Here is a 15,495-nt window from a genome sequence, read left to right on the forward strand (position 1 = left end):
AAATTTAGTTTATGAAAACTTATTTAAAATATTTATATCCGGAAACAGAACCCTTTCATAAAGGTTTTTACGCAGCTCCTGATTCAAATCATAAAATTTATTATGAAGTTAGTGGCAATCCGAATGGTGTTGCTATAGTGTATGTCCACGGAGGACCAGGGGGTGGAACAAGCCCTGTTTGTCGTAGATACTTCGATCCAAAATTTTATAAAATCATTTTAATTGATCAAAGAGGTTGTGGATTATCAACTCCATCAATTTCAACGGTAAATAACACAACCGACTTTTTGGTTGAAGATATGGAGAACATTCGTAAATTGCTTGGGATAGAGCAATGAATTCTATTCGGCGGCTCATGAGGCACTACCTTGAGTTTATGCTATGCAATAAAATATCCACAAAATGTTAGCAAAATGGTTCTCAGAGGTATTTATCTAAACAGAGAAAGTGATATAAAATGGCTATTCCAAGAAGGCGCAAGTTATTTTAAACCACGCGAATTTGACCAATATACTCATTTTCTAACTGCACAAGAAAAAAATAATATTGTAGACGCATACTATTACAGAATGAATTCTGATAATGAAAAAATAAGAAATCAAGCATTTATTGAATGGTCGCGTTGAGAAACGTGTTTAATTAGTGTTAACGAAATTGCTTTTGATGGTGAGAACAATTTAAAGGAAACTAAAGAAATATCATTTTTAGAAAACTACTATTTTTTTAACAAAGGTTTTATGCCTGAAAATTATATTCTAAACAATGTTGAGCGCATCAAAGACATTGAAACATATATAGTCCATGGTGTTTATGATTTGGATTGTAGACCTTCAGGGGCATATGAACTTGCTAAGGAATTGAATAATGCGCATTTATTCATTTTGTCTAAAACCGCTCACACACAACGCGAGTGAAAAATATCTAAGAAATTAGTTGAAATAACTAAAAGTTTTATTCGCTAATGCATTGTTGTCTTTGTATAATAAAAACATATTTAAAGGAGGCAAAAATGACTATTACCTTATTAAGAAGATTGCTTAAAAAGCAACCATGAGTAGTTATTACAGCATTTAGATTGTTTGATTTAAATAACAGCGTAATTAACGAATTGGCATACCAAGAATTAAAACAACAAGCTATTGAGGCATTGCAAAATTCAAGTCAGTTAGAGCTATTTCTAAAACCATTCGACGATAGAAAAGTTACAACATCATTAAAAAACATCATTAAAAATGGCATTAGTTCATTTGAAACTAGCGATCCAATGCAAAATGTTTTAAATATGATGAGCGTTATAACAGGTTTTACATATAATATGCTACAGATTGATAACAAATTTGGACCAGTTGATATTGACTTTGTAAACAACGAGTTAATTTATGCAATAAATGGAAAAAAAGAATCATTAGTTTTCAACGCTGATAATAACCAAAAATTTAATTCAAAAAGAAATATTTTAATGTTGGAAGCATTAGAACAATCTAGATATCAAGAATACCTTGATGCCATCACACGCACAACACAAGTATTGATGGAAATATTTGGAGCTTTTTCAGATAGACATATTCTAACAATTGTTTCTGATGCTGTTGATACTGAATCTTCTGCAGAAATAGACTGAACTAATGAGGACTTTGACTTATATGGTGAAGTAGCTCTAATTAGAAAAAGCCATAAAAAAACAAAATGTCACATTTAAAAATCTTAGACGAGTCTATGATTTCCTGAAATAAATACCAAGCGCATCCCGAATGCACTTGGTATTTTAATTTGCTTTGTATCGGAGTGATTTTAGTTGATCTTAATTTTTGCTATTTTAATTAATTCTTAAAAACTAATTATTATCTAATTTATCAATGACATCAAACATATCCTTAAAAAGATTTTCTATAGCAAGTCCTTTTTTGTCAAATGTGCCATCATTAATTTTGTCATTGAATAACTCATTTGTGCTTGCACCTTCAAAAGTTATTTCCATTTTTCCGCTTTTTTTGCTTTGAGAATCTTCTTTTTTAACTTTGCAGACCAACAAAGTCAAAGGCGATAAAATAAAACTATTATCCAATTGGTCATCAATATAAGCACGATATGCTTCTATAATTTTTTTAGTCTTCTCTTTATCATAGTCTTTAGTGGCGTCTTTAACTTCAATAATAATTTGATGTTTACCATATTTAATTACAATATCTGGGAATGAGTTTTTAATATCATAATCTTTACTATAGTATTCATAATTTACGCCGTGTAAGGTTGGGTTTTTAGTTCAAATTTTTACTTTATTATAAAAATCTTCAGCATCATTCTTGTATTTTTCTTTAAACACATTTTTTAATGCGTTTAAAATAATTTCTTCATTATGGCTATCTAAATAGTGTTTATATTTTTCTTTTTCGTTAACAAAATATGTATTTTGATATGCGTAATTTAATTTCACTTCATCGAATTCATTGTCAAAAGCAATATGTAAGTCACTATTTATTCATTGATACTCATTGCCTGGTAATGAATTTTGTTTAGATAATATAAATTCTTTTTCTTGTACGGTTTTTTTGTATTTATTCATTTGTTCTTTATGAATTTGTTTAATTTGACTAATGTAAAGATACGAAATTACAAACCAAACCAAATTAGCCGAAATATATTCAGGCTTATTTGGGTCGTCTAAAAATGTTGATTTTATTCAACCATTAATCTTGAATTTTGTTGCATCAATAAAATAAGCTTTGTTTGTATCTAAAAAATTTTCAATATATAACTCTAATTCAATTGAATTGGTTATTTTATCTTGATCATTAATTTTTCTAAAGTTTTCATTTTTATCGTTTTTCAATAATTCCGCTTTGGGAGCTAAATAATGATATTCCCTAAAATGTTGTTGAAGTGCATTACATTCTTCAAGGATTTCTTTTTTGGATAAAACACCAATAAGTTCATCATTATATGCATTAGTATTTGATACCTTTTTTAATAAATTTCTATTTATGCTTCCTTTATAAAATGAAGTTAAGCCATTATAATCTTGCTTTCATTTCTCCTGCAATTCATAATAACTTCATTCTCTTTTCTTTTCTTCAAAGTTTGAATAAAACCAATATTTATTAGCAATTGAATTTTCAAACAATTGATCATCATTATCAACAAAATAATTAGGATTAGGATTTCTTTTTATTCTTCCCAATGTTTGAATATTTAGGTTTTCAGACGAAACATTTCTTAATTGAACGAGCATACACGCTCTTGGAATATTTCAACCAGTGGCTGGACCTACTTTAAAAATAATGCAATCAACACCAGAATTATTTTTAGATATCTTTTTTAGAGAAACTTCTTCCTTAATACTACTGGTATTTTGATCTACTTTATCCCCACTGAAATATTTAACCCAAGTTAAATTATTTTGTTCAAGTATTTTGATAATTTCTTTTATGTTTTGTTCAAAATTTTCATCTTTTTCCGTTTTATCTTTTACTTGAATTAGCATTGCTGGATGAATATTAATTAATGATGGTTCTAACTCAGCATTACCATATGCTTTTTTGATTTCTTTGAATTTTTCACATGCTTTTTGCAATAAATCAAAGTCGCTAATTTCTTCTAAAAATTTATCAACTTTAAAATCATTTCTTTTTGCTTCTGTTTTAATTAATTTAATTGAATCTGTTTGTAATTCCTTTTCGGTTATTACTACTTGATTTTGAGTTCTCGGCGGTGTAGCTGTCATCTTAATAATATATTGAGCAGCTTTTTGAATCAAGGCTTCAAAATGCTTTTCATTTTGTTGATCTTTATTTTTTAAGTCATTTCTATCAATATCAACAAAATTGTTTTTAACCTCACCCCCGTGGTGCGATTCATCTCTTATATAGATTAATTTATAGCCTTCATTTTTAATCTCTTCAATAAAGTTTTCCAAGTAATTATATTCTGTAAGGATTCTTCCTTTTCCGAAGGTTGAAGCCCCAAAAATCATTACTTTATTTTGTTCTAAAACTAATCTTGGTTCATAATCTTTATTTTTAGTTTTATTGATACTAGGCGATTCTATTCTTTCAATATTTCTAATCGAGTATAAAGCATGTTTGTATTCATTTAAATTTTGTTCCATTTGCTTAGGTAATTCGCCAGAAGATAAAGTTGCAATAATAAAAAACAATTTTTGCTTATTACCATGTAATTTAATTAATCGATCAATTACATTAGCAATCATGAATGTTTTACCACTACCGGTGGGCGCTTTAAAATAAATCGATGATTTATTATTTAAATCACATTTTTCAACTAATTCTTTAACTGCTCTAGCTTGGACATCCGATAAATTAATTGCCGCCATTTTCATTTTCCTTATCAGTATCAAGAGGTTTTAAAGACATTAGGTCAAAATAAAGTTGCTTTTCAAATTTTGTAAATGTTGTGATTCCATTGTCTTGTAATTCGTCAATTAATGTTTGCTTGATTAATTCATTATTAACATTGTCATCGAAAAGTTTTGTATCAAAATATTCAATGTTAAAAACATTAAGATTTTGCTTATAAGGTTTATTCTTTTCTAGTCATTTAAATGATTCTTCTTTTGTACCTTTACCATTATTTATTCTATAAAGTCTTTCATAAGTTACATCATATGCTATGTTATTTTCATTATTAGTAACTAATGTAAAAGTTCTATTTCCACCATCTTCTCTGTTTAATTCCATAACAGCGTGACCTGTGGTACCAGAACCAGCGAAGAAATCAAGGACGCGTGAATTGTTATTAAACATCTTCAATATGTGCTTAATTAATTCTATTGGCTTTGGATTGGTAAAATTTATTTCAACTTCTCTGTTTATTCTCGAGCCTAATGAAGAAGAAATGTTTTCAATAATTGATTTATTTCCAACAAATTTAAAATTCCTCTCATCAAGATAATGAAGTGTATAAGTTCCATCTTTTTTTGTTTTAACCACGACTTTCTCTTTGTTACGCAAGAAATTGTCTATATTTCACTTTCAACGTAAAATATAATTGCCGGTTTTAGGAGGTCTAATAATTGTGTAACCTTGTTGCAATAGTTCTTTATTGTCCTTATAAATATTAATATCATTTGAAGTTTTTGCTTTTTCTAAATCGTAATCATGCAATGGTATTAAATCACCTGTGGATTTATTTCAATAAACAGTGTAACCCATTTTATACCTATTGTTAAGTCTTCCGCCTTCAGTATTACCCAGTAATAGAGAGAAACTTTTTCCTGATTTATTATCTATTTTGTTTTTAATTAATTTGGTTTGGCTTTTATTCTTTGAGAAACAAATAATATATTCATGATTACTTTCAATATAAACTGCGTCATTTTGAGAATTATGTTTTTTTCAAACAATACTTGAAACAAAATTCTCCTCCCCAAAAATTTCGTCCATTAATACTTTTAAATAGGCTTGTTCAGTATCATCAATTGATACAAAAATAACCCCATCTTCTTTCAATAGGTCTTTTGCCATTCTTAAACGCTCGCTCATCATATTTAGTCAACCAGTACGACTAAATTTATCACGATAAATAAATTTTGAAGCTGCGATATCATCTTTTTCGCCATTTTTTAAACTATTTCCATCGCTTAAAGATGATTCGGTATTATAAGGAGGATCGATGTAAATTACATCGTAAAATGCATTGGTGTCGCTAGCGACTCTCTCTCTCTATCACTAATAGATTCTTTAAAGCATCATAGTTTTCACCAATAATTAGAGTATTTTCAAATTCTTGGTGATTTAACATATCATTAATAAATGATTTTTCATTATCTTTTTTAAGTAAAGCTAAAGCTGTGTTTTTGCAAGCTGGTGCTTCATCGAAAACAAAACCAATTTTTACTCTTTTAATTAAAAATTGATATACATCTTGTAAATCTTTTTCATCTGTTCTTTTTAAGATATTAATTATTAGATCTTTTTGGTCTTGATTAATATCGTGTTTTGATATTTCATTTATTTTATTAATATAATCATTTAAGATTAATTCTTTGTTCATATTTTCTCCTTATTAATACATCAGCTATTTTTTAGCTAATTAAAATTATATTAAAATGAGTGCGCTTTGGGAATATATTTTAATTAGCGACGATAAATGCAAGGTGAAATAAATGACTATATAAAATAATTTAAAGATACAAAATGCTAAATATTTATTTACAAACCATTTTAGTAGCATTAGATATAAAAAAATGTGAGTTAAAGGAATTTTAAAATTTTGTATATGTTTAATTTTGAATTAATTCATACAAAACAACGTAAACAATGAATTAAGAGGCACAAACAAAATCAAAATCTGAATTACTAAAAACTTTTTACTTTTTAATAAAATTCCAAAAATTACTTTCTATTAGATATAAATAACTGATTAATAAAATTGAAAAAACACTTTTTAATATAAAAAAACGCAAGATTACAAAAAAAGTGGTCTTGTTTTTTTGTTGAATTAAGACTTCTAAGTGCCTTATCAAGACCAGCAGTATGTCAACCAATTTCAACCGTAATACCTTTAATTCTACTTGCCACAAACTTCCAACTTTCCTAAAAAATGGGCATAAAAAAATGTCCAACCATAATTTGACTAGGCATAAAAAAGCACCTACAAAATGTAAATGTCTTAAGTTTGTTTTAGTTAAATTGCTTATTATTCTTAAAATTCGCCAAATTCATTAATATTTTCATCTAAATAACGGTAAACTCTTTTTTGTTTATCTCGACAAAAAACACAGGATTAAACTTTTCATTACTAAAGCTTAAATCATTGTTAAGCAAGCTACCGCTTACTAATCTTCTTGTGATTTTAAAAATTATGGTTAAATATCCATCAATTTCCAATATTTTTTACACTTTACACTCTATATTTATAGCGCACTTATCTATAAGCGATGCATCTATAGTTTTAACAATTATATATTCGAGATTTAACTTTCAAAGTTTATCTATACCACTAAAAAATCCTGTACCTTCTATTTCTTTCATCGTGTATTTGCTTGAAATATTTACGCTAAATTCCATTTCTTTTTTATATTATTAGCTAAATTGCTTACATCAACAGTTGCTATTACTAACATATCTCCCAAACTATATGATGAAGATAATTTAGTGATATTATATCTAAATTTGCATCTTTACATCCTATGATTATAATCGGAAATGCATAATACAACTTTGTTGTTGATAATTCTTTCTTATTTGACATTCCTGATTTTCGAATACATTCTTCTTAATTTGCATTTATTAATATTAAAACTATGAACAACTTATCTAATTATTAAAAACTTCATCAGCAAGATTAATACAAGAATCAATCACTTTATCCCAATTTGTATCCTTAACAAAAAATGATTGTTTTTCGAAGTTAGTCCATGCTTTTCGCATGATTTCACTTTCTTTAACATCTACTAAAATCTGTTTATAATCCTTCAACACATCTAGCGTTCCTCTTTTAGTGGCTGTTTTTATAACTGCTTCATGCAATACCTCAATTGAATAGTCGTTTCCCCCTGTTATTAGAAAAATATCGTAGAAATCTCTCATTCTAGTATTAGCTGTTGATCTCGCTATCATGGTTTCTAATTTTTCTGCTAACAAGGTCTCTATGTTATATGTGAGTAATGAGATATATCTATCTTCAAACATTAGGAAATATTTGTATTCTATTGCTCTTGGTGTAATAGCGTCTCCCGTTGATAAATCTATTTTTATTGCTTGTCTAATTTTCTCAAAATACCCATCAATGCTAAATCTAATACCTGGATAGTCATGTTCTTCCATAATTAATGCACTATTAACCATCTTAAAAGTAACGCCATCAGCAAGATCGGCACTCATAATATTTTCTACTATGTTTCTAGCTTCCGTCTCGCTTAGAGTTAGACTTTTAACTGTGGTGTCAATATCCATTGTTGCCCTCGTATCAAGACCAACAAGTGATGACACAAGGATTCCACCTTTAACAATAAAATTGTTTTTATAATCAGACCTAGAAACCCTTTCCAAGAAACGCTCCATAAAGAAATTCCGAAGATAAACCTGCGATTTCTTGCTATCCCCACCAGTTAGATTATTTATTTTATCTTTTAACTGTCTTGAACTCGTTATCACAAAACCACCTCCAAATATCCCCTAACAATATCTTGAATATTAAACTCTTTAGCATACCTCATAAGTTTGGAAATATTTTTATCTGCTCTAGATAAATAATTCTTTCATGCAGTAGAATAAATCTGAACATCAGTCTTATCCTTATTCCTTACTAAATCACACACGCTTCGCTCTAAATCATAAACTTTTACATCATGGCCAAAAGCTGTCTGAATAACACTTTGCCCCAGTTCATATTTTTCTTCATCTAACTGATATACACGAATATTCTTTTTTCTAAGATGCGTAGCATTATATCCTGCTTTTACTGTCACGCTAATATCCAAAGGTTCTCTATCCATCAGACTATGCAAGTACAGAGCTGTTTCATGCGAAAAAACCGCTCGAGGATTAGAATTAGAAATAACATATAACTCGTCATCCCAAGCATCTGGTAACTTATATAAACCCTGCGTTATGCGAACAAGGTTATTTTTCCTTTTGAAAGTTGTTAAAATAGTAGAAGACACACCCTTACTAAGAGCTAGTGAAGTATCTAAATAACCATTATTCTCATCAACTATTTTCATTAATAAATCTTGATAACTCACAGTATTCACTTTCCTTTCACGCTCTATATTCTAACATAAAGGAGCGTGAAATAAAAGTTTTAGTATGAAACTTTTTTGCAGGAACAACTTATTAGAACTTGTCAAAAATTTTTAGCTTCTTCTTTCTTATCTTTCTTAGGTTTTTCATTAGTTATTTCATAATATCTTTTTGCTATCTCAATTAGATCATTTCTATCAAAAATATCTCAATCAAAATTTGGTTCTTTTCTAGGTATTTCTGAGCCCGTTTTTCTATCTTTGCCTTTTTTTGGTTAATAATTTTTCTTTCATTCCTAAATTATAATATTTAATTATTTTTGCAATTTTCCTTGCGAGATGTTTTCTCTTAACAAACTTTGTTTTTGGAGAAATATTTCAAAATGCTTTTATAGCTTCTGACTTTCCATATTTTGGGTAAACCTCAAATATGAAATCAAACTCTTCCATTTTTAAATGTCTTGACATATTCAATAATCCTTTTCAGTTTTTATTTTTTAATTTTTGGTGGGGTATCCCACCACTAATGGTTGTGTACGAAAAATTAACACTTTGCAATGTTAATTTTTGTTGTCCACCTTTATAGTTAATGTTAATTTTTGCTATTTTAGTTAATTCTTAAAAACTAATTATTATCTAATTTATCAATGACATCAAACATATCCTTAAAAAGATTTTCTATAGCAAGTCCTTTTTTGTCAAATGTGCCATCATTAATTTTGTCATTGAATAACTCATTTGTGCTTGCACCTTCAAAAGTTATTTCCATTTTTCCGCTTTTTTTGCTTTGAGAATCTTCTTTTTTAACTTTGCAGACCAACAAAGTCAAAGGCGATAAAATAAAACTATTATCCAATTGGTCATCAATATAAGCACGATATGCTTCTATAATTTTTTTAGTCTTCTCTTTATCATAGTCTTTAGTGGCGTCTTTAACTTCAATAATAATTTGATGTTTACCATATTTAATTACAATATCTGGGAATGAGTTTTTAATATCATAATCTTTACTATAGTATTCATAATTTACGCCGTGTAAGGTTGGGTTTTTAGTTCAAATTTTTACTTTATTATAAAAATCTTCAGCATCATTCTTGTATTTTTCTTTAAACACATTTTTTAATGCGTTTAAAATAATTTCTTCATTATGGCTATCTAAATAGTGTTTATATTTTTCTTTTTCGTTAACAAAATATGTATTTTGATATGCGTAATTTAATTTCACTTCATCGAATTCATTGTCAAATGCAATATGTAAGTCACTATTTATTCATTGATACTCATTGCCTGGTAATGAATTTTGTTTAGATAATATAAATTCTTTTTCTTGTACGGTTTTTTTGTATTTATTCATTTGTTCTTTATGAATTTGTTTAATTTGACTAATGTAAAGATACGAAATTACAAACCAAACCAAATTAGCCGAAATATATTCAGGCTTATTTGGGTCGTCTAAAAATGTTGATTTTATTCACCCATTAATCTTGAATTTTGTTGCATCAATAAAATAAGCTTTGTTTGTATCTAAAAAATTTTCAATATATAACTCTAATTCAATTGAATTGGTTATTTTATCTTGATCATTAATTTTTCTAAAGTTTTCATTTTTATCGTTTTTCAATAATTCTGCTTTGGGAGCTAAATAATGATATTCCCTAAAATGTTGTTGAAGTGCATTACATTCTTCAAGGATTTCTTTTTTGGATAAAACACCAATAAGTTCATCATTATATGCATTAGTATTTGATACCTTTTTTAATAAATTTCTATTTATGCTTCCTTTATAAAATGAAGTTAAGCCATTATAATCTTGCTTTCATTTCTCCTGCAATTCATAATAACTTCATTCTCTTTTCTTTTCTTCAAAGTTTGAATAAAACCAATATTTATTAGCAATTGAATTTTCAAACAATTGATCATCATTATCAACAAAATAATTAGGATTAGGATTTCTTTTTATTCTTCCCAATGTTTGAATATTTAGGTTTTCAGACGAAACATTTCTTAATTGAACGAGCATACACGCTCTTGGAATATTTCAACCAGTGGCTGGACCTACTTTAAAAATAATGCAATCAACACCAGAATTATTTCTAGATATCTTTTTTAGAGAAACTTCTTCCTTAATACTACTGGTATTTTGATCTACTTTATCCCCGCTGAAATATTTAACCCAAGTTAAATTATTTTGTTCAAGTATTTTGATAATTTCTTTTATGTTTTGTTCAAAATTTTCGTCTTTTTCCGTTTTGTCTTTTACTTGAATTAGCATTGCTGGATGAATATTAATTAATGATGGTTCTAACTCAGCATTGCCATATGCTTTTTTGATTTCTTTGAATTTTTCACATGCTTTTTGTAATAAATCAAAGTCGCTAATTTCTTCTAAGAATTTATCAACTTTAAAATCATTTCTTTTTGCTTCTGTTTTAATTAATTTAATTGAATCTGTTTGTAATTCTTTTTCGGTTATTACTACTTGATTTTGAGTTCTCGGCGGTGTAGCTGTCATTTTAATAATATATTGAGCAGCTTTTTGAATCAAGGCTTCAAAATGCTTTTCATTTTGTTGATCTTTATTTTTTAAGTCATTTCTATCAATATCAACAAAATTGTTTTTAACCTCACCCCCGTGGTGCGATTCATCTCTAATATAGATTAATTTATAGCCTTCATTTTTAATCTCTTCAATAAAGTTTTCCAAGTAATTATATTCTGTAAGTATTCTTCCTTTTCCAAAGGTTGAAGCCCCAAAAATCATTACTTTATTTTGTTCTAAAACTAATCTTGGTTCATAATCTTTATTTTTAGTTTTATTGATACTAGGCGATTCTATTCTTTCAATATTTCTAATCGAGTATAAAACATGTTTGTATTCATTTAAATTTTGTTCCATTTGCTTAGGCAATTCGCCAGAAGATAAAGTAGCAATAATAAAAAACAATTTTTGCTTATTACCATGTAATTTAATTAATCGATCAATTACATTAGCAATCATGAATGTTTTACCACTACCGGTGGGCGCTTTAAAATAAATCGATGATTTATTATTTAAATCACATTTTTCAACTAATTCTTTAACTGCTCTAGCTTGGACATCCGATAAATTAATTGCCGCCATTTTCATTTTCCTTATCAGTATCAAGAGGTTTTAAAGACATTAGGTCAAAATAAAGTTGCTTTTCAAATTTTGTGAATGTTGTGATTCCATTGTCTTGTAATTCGTCAATTAATGTTTGCTTGATTAATTCATTATTAACATTGTCATCGAAAAGTTTTGTATCAAAATATTCAATGTTAAAAACATTAAGATTTTGCTTATAAGGTTTATTCTTTTCTAGTCATTTAAATGATTCTTCTTTTGTACCTTTACCATTATTTATTCTATAAAGTCTTTCATAAGTTACATCATATGCTATGTTATTTTCATTATTAGTAACTAATGTAAAAGTTCTATTTCCACCATCTTCTCTGTTTAATTCCATAACAGCGTGACCTGTGGTACCAGAACCGGCGAAGAAATCAAGAACACGGGCGTTTTTGTTAGGGATTTTTGATATCAAATATTTTATTAAAGATACAGGTTTGGGATAATCAAAGAGATTACCTATGATTTTTCTTAATAACTCTGTTCCTGATTGTGAAATTCCAACCTTGTCTTTTAATAATATTGAGATAGGTGTTACACCATTTTTTGATTCATATAAAAACGCCTTCTTTCTTAACATACTTCCTTCTGAATAAACCCTATTTTCGTCGATTAGTTTTTTCATAGTTTCTTTAGAAACGACTCACGAAAAGCCTTCGGGTTGTTTATAAACTTTTCCCATATATTCAATTTCATAATCATTAGATTTATTATACTTTGGAGAACGTAATTTAATTCTTGTTCAAGGGCCTCTTGAATCATTATCATTGTTTTTATATTCTTTTAGCTGTTTTTCTGTTCTTTCGTCCAAACTAATATTTAACTTATTTTTATTTTTTGAATAAAGCAAAATATAATCATGATTGATGCTAAAATATTTTGAATTGTTTTTAGGTGCTGTTGTTTTTTGTCAAATCAGATTTACAACAAAATTCTCCTCCCCAAAAATTTCATCCATTAATACTTTTAAATAGGCTTGTTCAGTATCATCAATTGATACAAAAATAACCCCATCTTCTTTCAATAGGTCTTTTGCCATTCTTAAACGCTCGCTCATCATATTTAGTCAACCAGTACGACTAAATTTATCACGATAAATAAATTTTGAAGCTGCGATATCATCTTTTTCGCCATTTTTTAAACTATTTCCATCGCTTAAAGATGATTCGGTATTATAAGGAGGATCGATGTAAATTACATCGTAAAATGCATTGGTGTCGCTAGCGACTCTCTCTCTCTCTCTATCACTAATAGATTCTTTAAAGCATCATAGTTTTCACCAATAATTAGAGTATTTTCAAATTCTTGGTGATTTAACATATCATTAATAAACGATTTTTCATTATCTTTTTTAAGTAAAGCTAAAGCTGTGTTTTTGCAAGCTGGTGCTTCATCGAAAACAAAACCAATTTTTACTCTTTTAATTAAAAATTGATATACATCTTGTAAATCTTTTTCATCTGTTCTTTTTAAGATATTAATTATTAGATCTTTTTGGTCTTGATTAATATCGTGTTTTGATATTTCATTTATTTTATTAATATAATCATTTAAGATTAATTCTTTGTTCATATTTTCTCCTTATTAATACATCAGCTATTTTTTAGCTAATTAAAATTATATTAAAATGAGTGCACTTTGGGAATATATTTTAATTAGCGACAATAAATGCAAGGTGAAATAAATGAATATATAAAAAATAGAACTATAGGAAAATCTATGGGTGAATAAAAAAATGCAAGATCACAAAAAAATCGGAAGAAACACCATCCGCTAGAACTAATACCTGTTTGATTAGATAAAGCTATTATCTGATTTTCTAATGTTTTAAGTTGAATTTTTGTGTATCGCCTTTGGCATTTGTTTTTGCCATTGCATTTTTAAAGTCTATACTCATTTTGCTGATCCACCGCCAACAACTAAAACTCCTTCAGATGAATCAAACATCTTTTTACCGGCCGACTCTATGCCTTTTCCAACAGTCTTAAGTTTAGCTCCGGTATCAGATATTTTAGTTAATGAACTACTTGCAACACTTGCTTCTTTTTCAAGCTCTTTTAGTTTGTTCTTAGCTTCTACTATCTCTTTGAAGAGCATCATATTTATCTTGACCTAGCTCTCCTTTTTCAAGTTGTATTTTTGCTTGTTTATCTGCTTCTTTTAAGGTTTCTAGTTTTTCCTTAGTTCCTTTTAGTCATTTTGCAGTAGTTTTTGCTTTTGTACCTAAAGTTCACTATTTCTAGGATCGAGCTTAAGCAGATGATTAACATCACGAAGAGAAGCCCGCGTTTGTCTTATTGAAGAGTTAACGCTTTTTAAGGCTTTATCAAGACCTGTTGTATCTCCACCAATCTCAACGGTAATACCTTTTATTCTGTTTGCCACTTGTCCACCTCCTTCCTAAAATTGGCATGAAAAAAGCACCTACTATTAAGTAAGTGCCGAAAAATATTTAATATTCAGCTAGTTAGACTGTTATTTATTTAAAATCATCGAGTAAATATGCATTTTTATTAAATCTAACGATGCTATTTCTATAAATCCAGTGCTGTTTCATCCAAGAGAAAATCCTCTACTCCAATATATAAAATTCCATCGTTATCAAATCTAGGCACTATGTTGTTTCTAACTATAACAACTTTCTTAAATGAATCTCCTGTTCTTCTTAAGGATTCCGTTTCTTGTATTTGTTTTTCTCTTGTATCAACATTAAGCGCCGATTGAATATAATATCTATTACTTCCTCTATTGATAATAAAGTCTACTTCTAAATTTTTTCTAATCGTTTTTCTATTCTCATCTTTATAGTTATATTCCACAACACCAACATCTACATTTAACCCCCTCATGCGAAGTTCATTATATATTATATTCTCCATAATATGTGACTGCTCATTCTGTCTGAAATTCAACCTTGCATTTCTAAGTCCAATATCTGAAAAATAGTATTTATACGGGGCTGATATATATTTTCTCCCTTTTACATCATATCTTCTGGCCTTTTCAATTAAAAAAGCATCTATAAAGTAGTCCAAGTAATTGCTTACCGTAAACGGTGATATCTTTATATTCTTCTCTGACATGAAAGTATTAGCCAGTTTAGTCGGATTTGATAAAGAACCAATAGATGAAGATATAATATCTAACAAATCATCCATTATAGATGCATCTTTAAGAACTTTATTGCGCTCCATTACATCTTTAATATAAGTACTTGTAAAAACATTCTTCAAATACTCGCTCTTTTTTTCATGACTTTTAAGTTGCGCAGACATTGGCATTCCACCGTACAGGCAGAATTCAGCAAAAGCCTTTCCCTTGTCTCCTTCATAACATGAATAAAATTCTGCAAACGAAAATGGATATACTCTTATTTCATCGCCACGATCTCTAAACTGCGTTAGTACATCTGATGAAATCATCTTTGAATTACTGCCCGTAATATATACATCTACATTCGGAATTTTCAATGATTACTTTTAAAATAAATGCGTATTTACTACTTTTATTAAAATGCATGCTTAACTTATCAAATTCAGCTTGACCTGCAACTTTGCTTTATTTTACTCCATCATTGCTTTTTCTGTCCATATATCTAGCACCATACTTATCGTTACCAAATTCAATTCCTTTATTGATATCCATA

Annotated in this window: 14 protein-coding genes; 2 read left to right on the top strand and 12 right to left on the bottom strand. The window is 28.2% G+C overall.

All coding sequences use genetic code 4. The features are described from left to right. Positions 1-11 precede the first annotated feature (11 nt). Entirely contained in the window at positions 12-962 is a 951-nt protein-coding gene (gene pip, locus HLA87_RS03275) for a prolyl aminopeptidase (RefSeq protein WP_171111910.1), read from the top strand. Between the two features lie 47 nt (positions 963-1,009). Continuing rightward, complete coding sequence (locus HLA87_RS03280; protein ID WP_171111912.1) at positions 1,010-1,699, top strand: hypothetical protein; 690 nt, start codon at positions 1,010-1,012, stop codon at positions 1,697-1,699. A gap of 135 nt (positions 1,700-1,834) precedes the next feature. Here the strand turns inward: HLA87_RS03280 and HLA87_RS03285 are convergent, their stop codons facing one another. The 12 genes from HLA87_RS03285 to HLA87_RS03330 form a co-directional block, all read right to left on the bottom strand. After that, the gene (locus tag HLA87_RS03285) at positions 1,835-4,336 is read right to left on the bottom strand and encodes a DEAD/DEAH box helicase family protein (RefSeq protein WP_171111914.1); all 2,502 of its coding nucleotides are present in this window, start codon (positions 4,334-4,336) and stop codon (positions 1,835-1,837) included. Continuing rightward, positions 4,317-5,636, bottom strand: coding sequence for a site-specific DNA-methyltransferase (locus HLA87_RS03290; protein ID WP_336508868.1), 1,320 nt, complete (start codon positions 5,634-5,636; stop codon positions 4,317-4,319). Before HLA87_RS03290 ends, HLA87_RS03285 begins: the two co-directional genes overlap by 20 nt. 25 nt (positions 5,637-5,661) lie before the next feature. Continuing rightward, entirely contained in the window at positions 5,662-6,009 is a 348-nt protein-coding gene (locus tag HLA87_RS03625) for a type III restriction endonuclease subunit M (protein WP_171111919.1), read from the bottom strand. Positions 6,010-7,274: 1,265 nt separating this feature from the next. Then, positions 7,275-8,114 carry a nucleotidyl transferase AbiEii/AbiGii toxin family protein gene (locus HLA87_RS03300; protein ID WP_171111921.1) on the bottom strand — a complete coding sequence of 280 codons (840 nt, stop codon included), beginning with the start codon at positions 8,112-8,114 and terminating at the stop codon, positions 7,275-7,277. Then, positions 8,108-8,704, bottom strand: a complete 597-nt coding sequence (locus tag HLA87_RS03305) for a type IV toxin-antitoxin system AbiEi family antitoxin domain-containing protein (RefSeq protein ID WP_171111923.1) — start codon at positions 8,702-8,704, stop codon at positions 8,108-8,110. Before HLA87_RS03305 ends, HLA87_RS03300 begins: the two co-directional genes overlap by 7 nt. A gap of 252 nt (positions 8,705-8,956) precedes the next feature. Further along, positions 8,957-9,169 carry a hypothetical protein gene (locus tag HLA87_RS03310; RefSeq protein ID WP_171111925.1) on the bottom strand — a complete coding sequence of 71 codons (213 nt, stop codon included), beginning with the start codon at positions 9,167-9,169 and terminating at the stop codon, positions 8,957-8,959. Positions 9,170-9,326: 157 nt separating this feature from the next. After that, entirely contained in the window at positions 9,327-11,828 is a 2,502-nt protein-coding gene (locus HLA87_RS03315; protein ID WP_171111927.1) for a DEAD/DEAH box helicase family protein, read from the bottom strand. Then, positions 11,809-13,152 carry a site-specific DNA-methyltransferase gene (locus HLA87_RS03320; protein ID WP_336508869.1) on the bottom strand — a complete coding sequence of 448 codons (1,344 nt, stop codon included), beginning with the start codon at positions 13,150-13,152 and terminating at the stop codon, positions 11,809-11,811. Before HLA87_RS03320 ends, HLA87_RS03315 begins: the two co-directional genes overlap by 20 nt. Continuing rightward, on the bottom strand, positions 13,044-13,421 hold the full coding sequence (locus HLA87_RS03630; RefSeq protein WP_216547031.1) for a type III restriction endonuclease subunit M: 378 nt from the start codon (positions 13,419-13,421) through the stop codon (positions 13,044-13,046). The genes HLA87_RS03320 and HLA87_RS03630 overlap by 109 nt, the downstream gene beginning before the upstream one ends. A gap of 315 nt (positions 13,422-13,736) precedes the next feature. Then, positions 13,737-13,949 (bottom strand): hypothetical protein, encoded by a 213-nt coding sequence (locus tag HLA87_RS03580; protein WP_212752330.1) that lies wholly within the window; start codon positions 13,947-13,949, stop codon positions 13,737-13,739. Positions 13,950-14,072: 123 nt separating this feature from the next. Further along, a complete protein-coding gene (locus HLA87_RS03585; RefSeq protein ID WP_212752331.1) occupies positions 14,073-14,234 on the bottom strand; it encodes a hypothetical protein in 162 nt (53 codons plus the stop codon). 149 nt (positions 14,235-14,383) lie between these two features. Next, the gene (locus tag HLA87_RS03330; RefSeq protein ID WP_272869872.1) at positions 14,384-15,319 is read right to left on the bottom strand and encodes an ATP-binding protein; all 936 of its coding nucleotides are present in this window, start codon (positions 15,317-15,319) and stop codon (positions 14,384-14,386) included. Between the last annotated feature and the right edge of the window lie 176 nt (positions 15,320-15,495).

The organism is Mycoplasma miroungigenitalium (genome assembly GCF_013008635.1).
In the GTDB taxonomy this organism is placed as follows: Bacteria; Bacillota_I; Bacilli_A; order Mycoplasmatales; family Metamycoplasmataceae; genus Mycoplasmopsis; species Mycoplasmopsis miroungigenitalium.